Source organism: Streptomyces sp. NPDC127197 (genome assembly GCF_042672405.1).
Classification (GTDB): Bacteria; Actinomycetota; Actinomycetes; order Streptomycetales; family Streptomycetaceae; genus Streptomyces; species Streptomyces flavusporus.
The window spans coordinates 145,267-154,355 of the sequence record NZ_JBHXVG010000021.1 but is presented as its reverse complement, the minus strand read 5'-3'; the positions used below and the strand labels follow the sequence as shown (position 1 = coordinate 154,355).

7 protein-coding genes are annotated in these 9,089 nt (G+C 73.4%); 6 read left to right on the top strand and 1 reads right to left on the bottom strand.

The features are described 5' to 3' along the window. Positions 1-488: 488 nt before the first annotated feature. Positions 489-1,121 (bottom strand): hypothetical protein, encoded by a 633-nt coding sequence (locus tag ACFVJQ_RS28920; protein WP_385788320.1) that lies wholly within the window; start codon positions 1,119-1,121, stop codon positions 489-491. 350 nt (positions 1,122-1,471) lie between these two features. On the opposite strand from ACFVJQ_RS28920, the gene ACFVJQ_RS28915 reads away from it, so the two are divergent. From ACFVJQ_RS28915 to ACFVJQ_RS28890, 6 genes are read left to right on the top strand one after another with little or no spacing between them, the layout of a single operon-like run. Beyond that, on the top strand, positions 1,472-2,548 hold the full coding sequence (locus tag ACFVJQ_RS28915) for a DUF3344 domain-containing protein (RefSeq protein WP_385788317.1): 1,077 nt from the start codon (positions 1,472-1,474) through the stop codon (positions 2,546-2,548). 50 nt (positions 2,549-2,598) lie between these two features. After that, the gene (locus tag ACFVJQ_RS28910; RefSeq protein WP_385788314.1) at positions 2,599-3,888 is read left to right on the top strand and encodes a glycosyltransferase family 4 protein; all 1,290 of its coding nucleotides are present in this window, start codon (positions 2,599-2,601) and stop codon (positions 3,886-3,888) included. Next, a complete protein-coding gene (locus ACFVJQ_RS28905; protein ID WP_385788311.1) occupies positions 3,885-5,312 on the top strand; it encodes an exopolysaccharide biosynthesis polyprenyl glycosylphosphotransferase in 1,428 nt (475 codons plus the stop codon). Before ACFVJQ_RS28910 ends, ACFVJQ_RS28905 begins: the two co-directional genes overlap by 4 nt. A gap of 5 nt (positions 5,313-5,317) precedes the next feature. Then, entirely contained in the window at positions 5,318-6,661 is a 1,344-nt protein-coding gene (locus ACFVJQ_RS28900; RefSeq protein WP_385788308.1) for an O-antigen ligase family protein, read from the top strand. Next, positions 6,658-8,340 (top strand): lipid II flippase MurJ, encoded by a 1,683-nt coding sequence (locus ACFVJQ_RS28895; protein WP_385788305.1) that lies wholly within the window; start codon positions 6,658-6,660, stop codon positions 8,338-8,340. The genes ACFVJQ_RS28900 and ACFVJQ_RS28895 overlap by 4 nt, the downstream gene beginning before the upstream one ends. Continuing rightward, positions 8,324-9,088: a polysaccharide deacetylase family protein gene (locus ACFVJQ_RS28890; protein ID WP_385788302.1), complete on the top strand. Its 765-nt coding sequence runs from the start codon at positions 8,324-8,326 to the stop codon at positions 9,086-9,088. Before ACFVJQ_RS28895 ends, ACFVJQ_RS28890 begins: the two co-directional genes overlap by 17 nt. The last annotated feature ends 1 nt before the right edge of the window (position 9,089 follow it).

The following is a 9,089-nucleotide window of genomic DNA, read 5'->3' as shown; positions in this document are numbered from 1 at the left end:
CGCACTCTGGGCAGCCGGCGCCTGAGCCGGAGCACTCTGGGCAGCCGGCGCCTGAGCCGGAGCACTCTGGGCAGCCGGCGCCTGAGCCGGAGCACTCTGGGCAGCCGGCGCCTGAGCCGGAGCACTCTGGGGGGCGGGCGCCGTGTCGGGTGCGTTGTAGGTGGTGGGCGCCATGGCGGGAGCGTTCTGGGCGCACGCGGGAGTGGCGGCACCGGCGGCGATCAAGGACCCGGCAACGACGGCGGCAGCCTTCAGGGACTTCATCGTGTTCCTTTCTTCGGCAACGCAGATTGCCGGAGGGGATTCTGTCGCCGTGCCTAACGAGCTGTGGTCTGGGCGGAAACCGGAGGTGCCGAAGATTGCAAGTCCTCATATGAGATCTCTGAAGGGCTGAGGTCTCTGAAAGACACAGTCGTGGTGCCGCCCCCCGGAGGACGGCACCACGACTGGACAGGCGAGAGCCGTACCGTACGACGCTCGTGCGACGCTCACGGGACCGTCAACAGCACCGTCTGGGGCTGCGTCGACGCATTCGCGGGGAGCGTTACGGCCGACTCCTCGGGCACCGACGTCGATGTCGACGTGCTGGGCAGCGGCGGCAGGCCGGTGCCGATCAGCTCGTCGATGAGGCTCCCCACCTGGTCGAGCAGGTCGTCGACCGACAGAAGCACCTGGTTTTCGTCATCGGAGGTGACCGCCTCCAGAAGGCTGTCGATGGCTTCCTCCACAGCGTCCAGCTCGTCGTCCGTGAGGTCGGCGTCGCGCGGCAGCACGCCCGTCGCTGGGGCCGCGGTCGCCGGAGCCTTGGCGGCCGCCTCGGCCAGGGAGGCCTTCGCGGCGGCGCCCAGTTTCCTGGCCTTGGCGGCGGGCAGTTGACCGTCCTCGGCCTTGAGCACGGCGTTCAGCAGGTCGGTGACCGGGGCGAACTCGCTCCCGAGGACGCCCAGTTTCCTGACCTGCGCGTGAAACGTGTCCGCGCCGGGGTGCCGCACATCGGGCGACGCCGTATGGCTGCGCTCGCGGGTCGAGTCGGCCGCCATGGCGGCGGGGCCGGTGATCCCGACCAGGAGGGCGGCGCACAGTGCGCTGGATGCCATGCGCCGTGCGGGCAGAGCACGCATGGAGATTCCTTTCGACGGGCGTTGGATCCTGAGCCCACCGTGAAAGCGCCCATGGCCTCCCGCAACCGATCATAGGCTTTTCATGCTCCCGCGGATCCCCCTGTCGCCGCGTCCTGCCTGATCAGACGGTACGTCAGGCCGACTGCTCCCCCGCCCTCGTTCGGCGGAACGGCATCGGCACGTGCTCCTGAGAGTTGCGCCGCCAATGGCGTGATCCCAAGTGTCGCCTTTCACCATATTTGTCCGGCTAGCGACTAGAGTGACGCATCTCCGAGACACCCTCCGGGCGGACACATCGCACTCGTGTCGCTGCTGCCACCGCCACCTGTTCCGAAAGGGCACCGACGGTCATGCGTCATTCCCTGGGTCCGCTGCTTCGCCATGCGACGGTCGGCGTTCTCACCCTCGCCGCGATGTGGACACCCGGCAGCTCCCTGGCTGCCGCTCCCGCACCGGAAGCGGAGAGCCTCGCGTTCGCCCAGCGGTACCGCGCACACCAGCACGGCGGCATCGTGCGCGCGGCCAACTCCTCCATCACCTGCAGGCAGAGCACGGCACCTTCGTGCCCGGACGTGCAGGGGGGCGGGCAGGGGGCGAACGGCGACTTCGACATGTTCTACATCGACGTCGACCGCGACCCGAACACCTACAACTCCTCCCGCGCTGAGGTCCGCCTCCCCTCCGGCTCCCGAGTGACGTACGCGCGCCTGTACTGGGGCGGAAACCTGCGCGTCGGCGAACAGAAGCCGCCGGAGGACAACGGACGCGTGCTGATCGCCGAACCCGGCGGTGAGTACCGAGAGCTCCTCGCGGACACGGTCGTCGGACACCGCGTGGCAGACGGCGCGGACGCCTTCCAGGCGTCGGCGGACGTCACGCGGCTGGTGCGGGAGGGCGGCTCGGGCCTGTACACCGTGGCGCAGGTCAACGTGGCCATGGGCGGGTCGGCGGCCGGGGCGTGGGGCGGCTGGACGTTGGTGGTGGTGTACGAGAACGCGGCGGAGCCGCTGCGGCACCTCGCGGTCTGGGACGGCTTCGTGCCGCTGAAGTCCGGCTCGGGACAGGAGATCCGGCTGCGCGATCTGCGCTTCGCCGCAGGCGCCGGGGGCCGCTCGGGCCTGGTGGCGTACAACGGCGACCGCGGCACCACCGGCGACTCGCTCACCGTGACGAACGGGTCCGCCTCCGTCGCCCTCGGCGACGCCGCCAACCCCCAGAACGACGTCCTGAACTCCACGATCAGTGAGCCGGGAGAGGATGCGGCGCGGGTGCCCGCGCACGCCAACACCCTCGGCTACGACTCCGATGTGTTCGACCTCGGCAGAGTCCTGCAGAACGCCGGTGACCAGTTGACCTTCCGGCTCCGGTCCCAGCAGGACGCCGCGTGGGCCGGTGCGCTCTTCGTCGCTGTCGACGCCCAGCAGTGACCCCGTTGCCGCCCGCCCCGAGCGCCGTCGTGAGCGAGGAAGCCGCGCATATGCACCTGTCACCCATCAGCCCTCGGCTGCGGGTTCTGCACCTCACCCAACCGGTGGACGGCGGGGTCGCGCGCGTGGTGACGGACCTGGTCCGGGCTCAGCTGGCGGACGGCCTGGACGTCACCGTGGCCTGCCCCGACAGCCCGCTCACCGGGCAACTGCAGGCGCTCGGCGCGCACGTACGGCACTGGCCCGCGACGCGGTCGCCGGGTCCGTCGCTCGTGCGGGAGGTACGGCACCTCGTACGGGTCATCGACGAGGTACGCCCCGATCTCCTGCACGCACACAGTGCGAAGGCCGGGCTCGCCGGGCGGCTCGCGGTGCGCGGGCGGATTCCGACGGTCTTCCAGCCGCACGCCTGGTCGTTCGAGGCGGTCGGCGGGGGCACCGCGGCCCTGGCGCTCAAGTGGGAGCGCTGGGGGGCGCGTTGGGCCGCGCGGTTGGTGTGTGTGAGCGAGGCGGAGCGCGCCACCGGCGTGCGCGCGGGGATCACCGGTCGGTGGACCGTCATCCCCAACGGCATCGATCCCGAGCGCTTCCACCCGGCCGACGCCGGCGCCGTGCGGGCCGGGCTCGCACCGCTCGCCGACGTCCCCCCGGCGGCGCCGCTCGCGGTCTGCGTGGGGCGGCTGTGCCGACAGAAGGGGCAGGACGTCCTGCTCCGGGCGTGGGACGCCGTCGTACGCAGGGTGCCCGACGCCCGCCTCGTCCTGGTCGGCGACGGGCCGGACCGCGAGCGCTTGCGCGAACGCGCCCCGGAGTCCGTGCTCTTCGCGGGAGCCGTCACCGACGCCTCCCCCTGGTACCAGGCCGCCGACCTCGTCGTCCTGCCGTCCCGCTGGGAGGGCATGGCGCTGGCCCCGCTGGAGGCGATGGCCTGCGCGCGGCCCGTGGTGGTCACGGACGTCGACGGCGCCCGCGAGAGTCTGCCACCCTCCTTCGCCGCCCGGTGCCTGGTCCCGCCGGAGAAACCGGCGGCACTGGCCGGGGCCGTCGGCGACCTGCTGCTCGACCCGCTGCTGCGCGCGTCGCTCGGCGAGGCCGGCCGTCGGCATGTGCTGTCCACCCACGACGTACGGCACACCGCCGAGGCGCTCGCGGACGTCTACCGCGACCTGCTCGGCACCTGGCCCGCCGCCCGAAGGGCGCTCCCGTCCCGCGCGGCCGGGACCGCCGAAGCCCGCGGCGCTGAGCACGGTCAGCCGCCCGGCACGGGCCGTGGCGCCGAGGCGAACCAGACAACACAGCGCGTCGAGCCCACCAAGCACAGGGAGTCCAGTCACTCGTGACCGCCGAACGTACCGTGCCCTCCCCCGGCCTGCCGCCGCGGGACCACGGATTCTCACCAGTTTCGGTCCTGCCGCCGCGCGGCACCGCCACCGGTTTCCGGTTCCCCGTCCCGCGCCGTCCGGCCCGGTCGGCCTCACCGGTCCCGCTGCTCCTCGCGGACGGCGTCGCCGCCCTGTCGGGCACACTGGCGCTCACCGAGGCGCAGCGCCATCCGCTGCTCGTCACCCTGCTGGTCGTCGCGTCGCTGCTGCTGCGTCCGCGCGACGGCCGGCCGCCGGTGCCGGGGCTGCTGGAGGAACTGCCCGCCGTGTGCGGCCGCATCGCGGTGGCCTGGCTGGCGCTCTCGGCGCTCGCGGCGGCGTACCGGCCGGAGCACGCGTTGTCCGTCGGCACCGTACTGACGGGCCTCGCCCTGCAGGCAACGGTCGGCTGTGTGCTGCGCGGAGCCGTGCACGGGCGGCGGCGCGCCGCACTGCTGCGCCACCCGCACACCGCACTCGTCGTCGGCCCGGTGGCGACCGCGCAGCGTGTCGCCGCCGCCGTGCTGCGCCACCCGCGGTGCGGTGTGCGGCCGGTGGGAGTCGTCGCCAGGCAGCCGGACGGCACCGAGGGCCTGCCGGTGCTGACGACCGGCGAGGAGGTCGAGCGTGCGGTCATCCAGAACGGGGTGCGGGCGGTGCTGGCCGTTCACCCCTCCGTACGCGCCGAACAGGGGCCGCTGCTGCGGGCGCTGGCCGAGTCGGGCTGCGTGGTCTGGGAGGTCGACGCCGACTCCCCGTCGTACGCGACGAGGGAGCGGCTGGCCGGGTTCTCCTGCCGGCGTCTGGACATGTCCCCGGTGCGCCGCGGCGGCGTGGGCAAGCGGGCGCTCGACATTCTCGTGTCGGGGTCGCTGTTGCTGCTGGTCAGTCCGCTGCTCCTGGCGTGCGCGGTGGCGCTGCGGATCAGCGACGGTCCCGGCGTGGTGTTCCGGCAGGAGCGCATCGGCAAGAACGGAAAGCCGTTCACGCTGCTGAAGTTCCGTACCCACCGCCCGGTCGACGAGCACGAGTCGGCGACCCGGTGGAGCGTGGCGAACGAGATCGAGATGCGCTGGTTCTGCCGTATGTTGCGGCGCACTTCCCTCGACGAGCTGCTCCAGCTGTGGAACGTGCTCCGGGGCGACATGAGCCTGGTCGGGCCGCGGCCCGAACGCCCCTTCTTCGTCGCGCAGTTCAGCCAGACCTACCCCGGTTACGCGGTCCGCCACCGCATGCGGACCGGCATCACCGGCCTCGCCCAGGTCCACGGCCTGCGCGGTGACACCTCGATCGAGGACCGCTGCCGGTTCGACAACGCCTACATCGACGACTGGTCGCTGTGGCAGGACATCTGCATCCTGCTGCGCACCGCGGCCACCCTGGTGCGCCCGACGGGGGGCTGAGAGACGTGAGCCACGCCCTGACATCGCTCCCGGGCCGGGCCGCCGCGCTGATGCCGGTCCTCCCCGTGGTGGCCGTGCCCGCGCTGCTGGCCCTGCCGCTGACGCCGGACGGCGCGGGGCCCGCCGACGTGGTCTCCGGGCTGGCGGTGGTGTACTGCGTGCTCCGTCTCCTGCGCGAACGGCGGCGTCCGCTGTCGCCCGTCGCGGCCGTGGTGCTGGGCCTGCCGGTCGTGGGGCTCGCGCTCGCCGCGATGGGAGCGTCCTCGCCCCAGGCCGGGCTCACCGGCCTGGGGCGTTATCTGCAGATCTTCGTGCTCGTCCCGGCAGCCGTGCTGCTGCTGATCCGCGACCGGGCCGGCTTCCGGCTGGTGGCCTGGTCGTTCGTGGGGCTCGCGCTGTGGCAGGGGGCCGTGGGCGTGCACCAGTACGTCACCGGGACCGGCGCCTCCTACCAGGGCGAGGACATCCGGGCGGTCGGCACCTTCGGGCCGCATGACGTGATGGGCATGGCGATGGTCGTCTCGCTCGGCCTGGTGTGTGCGGCCGGGATCGCGCTGGGCCCGGCGTCCGTACGGCAGCGGGCGGCCGCCGCCGGGTGCGCGCTGGCCCTGCTGCTGCCGCTCGCGCTCTCCTTCAGCCGGGGCGCCTGGATCTCGACCGCCCTGGCGTGCGCCGTGCAGCTGGCGCTGACCGGGCTGCGGCGGGCGCTGAAGGTGGCGGCGGCCGCGGTCGCCGCCGGCGTGATCCTGGTCGGCGGGTTCGGCGTCGGCACGGCGCTGTTGCAGCAGCGGATCGACAGCATCGCGCAGGTCACCGACGCCCCCGACCAGTCCGTCGTCGACCGGTACACGCTGTGGGCGTCCGCGACCGGCATGTGGCGGCAGCAGCCGCTGACCGGCGTCGGTATGAAGGGCTTTCCCGAGTACCGGGACCGGCACGCCACCCTGGCGCTGTCGTCGGGCAGCGAGATCGCGGGCGCGGGGACGGCGTACCAGCGGCAGCCGTTGCTGTCGCCGCACAACATGTACCTGCTGCTGCTGAGCGAGCAGGGCCTGGTCGGGCTGCTCGCGCTCGCCGGGAGCTGGCTGGCGCTGCTGGTGTGCGGCCTGCGCCGGCTGCTGCGCGTCCGGGGCCGCGGACCGGGACTCGACTGCGCACTGGTCGGCTGCGGGCTGCTGGTCTGGCTGCTGACCGACTTCGTGTACGGGGACATCGGCGGCCCTTCGACCGTCCTGACCGCTGTGGCCCTGGGGCTCGTGGCGTGGTGGGCGCTGGCCGGTGACCAACGCGTGGACGGCGTGCCACGGGGCGGGGCACGCCGGCGCGTCGAGGAGGCCGTGGCGCGATGACCGTGAGGCCTTCGCGGACCCCCGGATCCGCAACCGACGGCGCGGCGGCCGTACCCGCGGCGCGTGCCGCCACCCTGGCCGGGGGCGGCGACGGTCCGGCCTCGGCGTCCCGGAGGTTTCTCGCCCGGGCCGCGCTCGTCACGGCGTCGCTGTCCATCGCCGGTTCACTGCTCGGCCTGGTGCGCGACCAGTCCCTGGCGCGGCTGTTCGGTGCCGGGAGCGACACGGACGCCTTCCTGGTCGCGTGGACCGTGCCGGAGTTCGCCGCCACGCTGCTCATCGAGGACGGGCTGGCGTTGGTGCTGATCCCGGCGTTCAGCATGGCGCTGTCCCGCCGCGCCCGGGGCGCCCCGGACGACCCCGTCCGCGCTCTGGTGGCCGCTACCCTGCCCCGTCTGTGCCTGGCCCTCGCCGCGGTGGCCGCGCTGGTCGCCGGTGTGGCCCCCTACCTGGTCCGGGCCCTGGCGCCGGGCCTGCCCGACCCCGGCCTCGCCGCCGACTGCACCCGGCTCACGGCGACCTGCGTGCTGGCCTTCGGGCTCGCCGGGTACTGCAGCGCCGCCCTGCGGGCGCACCGCCGTTTCCTCGCGCCCGCGGCGATCTACGTCGCGTACAACACCGGCATCATCGCCGTGATGTTCCTGCTCGGCGAACGCTGGGGGGTGCGCTCGGCGGCGATCGGGGTCGCGGTGGGCGGCTGTCTGATGGTGGCGGTGCAACTGCCGTCGCTGTGGCGGCAGTTGGCCTCGCGCAAGCCGACTCCTGGCGGGGGCGGGGCCGATGTCGGGGAGCGGCCGATGCAACTCGCCCTGATCGCCGCCGTACTCCTCTTCGCGCTGTGCCGCCAGTCGCAGGTCCTCGTCGAACGCTTCCTCGCCTCGTCCCTGCCCGCCGGGGCCATCTCGCACCTGAACTACGCGCAGAAGGTCGCCCAGCTCCCGATGACGCTGTCGCTGATGCTGTGCACGGTGACCTTCCCGGTGGTGGCGCGGGCGCTCGCGGACGGCGACACCGCACGGGCCCGCAGCCGAGTGGAGCGGGATCTGGTGCTGGCCTCCTGTGTGGTGCTGCTGGGCATGTGCGCGGTGATCGCCTGCGCCCCGCAGATGATCGAACTGCTCTTCCAGCGCGGCGCGTTCACCGCGGGCGACACCGCGGCGACGGCGGCCGTCATGCGCGTGTACGCCCTCGGACTGCTGGGCCAGACCCTGGTGGGCGCCCTGGTCCGCTCGTACTTCTCGGCGGGCCGGCCCAGCTGGTACCCCGTCGCCGTGATGACCGTGGGCATCGCCGTGACGTCCTCGATCGGCGCCGCGACCGTGCGCCCCTGGGGCGTGGAGGGGATCGCCGCCGCCAACGCCATCGGCATCACCGTCACGGCCGCCCTGCTCCTCGCCGGCCTGCGCACGGCCCGGCGCAGCAACCCCCACAGCGTCTCGATCCGCCTTCCGAAGGTCCTGGCCGAGCTGAGCAGGCCGGTGCTCGCCGCGGTCGCCGCCACCGCAGCCGGCGCGTTCGTCGCGAGCCGGTTTCAGTCCCCGGTGGCGGGCCTCGCGGCGGGCTGTCTGACCGTGACCGCCGTCTTCGTTCCGCTCATCTCGGCCCTAGGCCCTGTCGCATCCGCACTGCGCTCCGTACGCACCGTCACACGAAGGCTCACACATGGCCGCTTCCACTGATTTCCTCGACACCGGCAGACTCCCCGCCCCGCGCCCCGGCCCGGTCCCGTGGGTGGCGATGTACCACTCGGTGGGCGACTGCACGGACGACCCCTACCGCATCACGGTCACGCCCGAGCGGCTCGACAGACAGCTGGCCTGGCTGCACCGGCGCGGACTGCGCGGTGTGTCCGTGGCCGAGCTGCTCGCCGCCCGCTCCCGGGGCGGGCGGCGGGGACTGGTCGGGCTCACCTTCGACGACGGGTACGCCGACTTCGTCACCGACGCCCTGCCGCTCCTGCGCCGTTGGAACTTCGGGGCCACCCTCTTCGTCCTGCCCGGCCGGCTCGGCGGCGACAACGCCTGGGACCCGCTCGGCCCGCGCAAGCCACTGCTGACCGCGGACGGCATCCGGCGCGCGGCCGCCGAGGGTGTGGAGATCGGCTCGCACGGGCTGACCCACGTCGACCTCACCAAGGCGGACGACCTCACCCTGAAGACCGAGGTGGTCGAAAGCCGCGCGCTGATCGCGGAGTTGACCGGCGCCCGGGTCGACGGCTTCTGCTACCCGTACGGCACGGTCGACGCCCGCGCCGTCGAGGCCGTACGGGAAGCGGGATACGCCTACGCCTGCGCCATCGACCCCGGCCCGCTGACCGGTCCGCACGCCCTGCCGCGGGTGCACGTCGGCCAGAACGACACGACCTGGCGCCTGCACCTCAAGCACCGGCTGCACCGGCTGCGCCACCGCCCGGTGGAGGGCCTGTGAG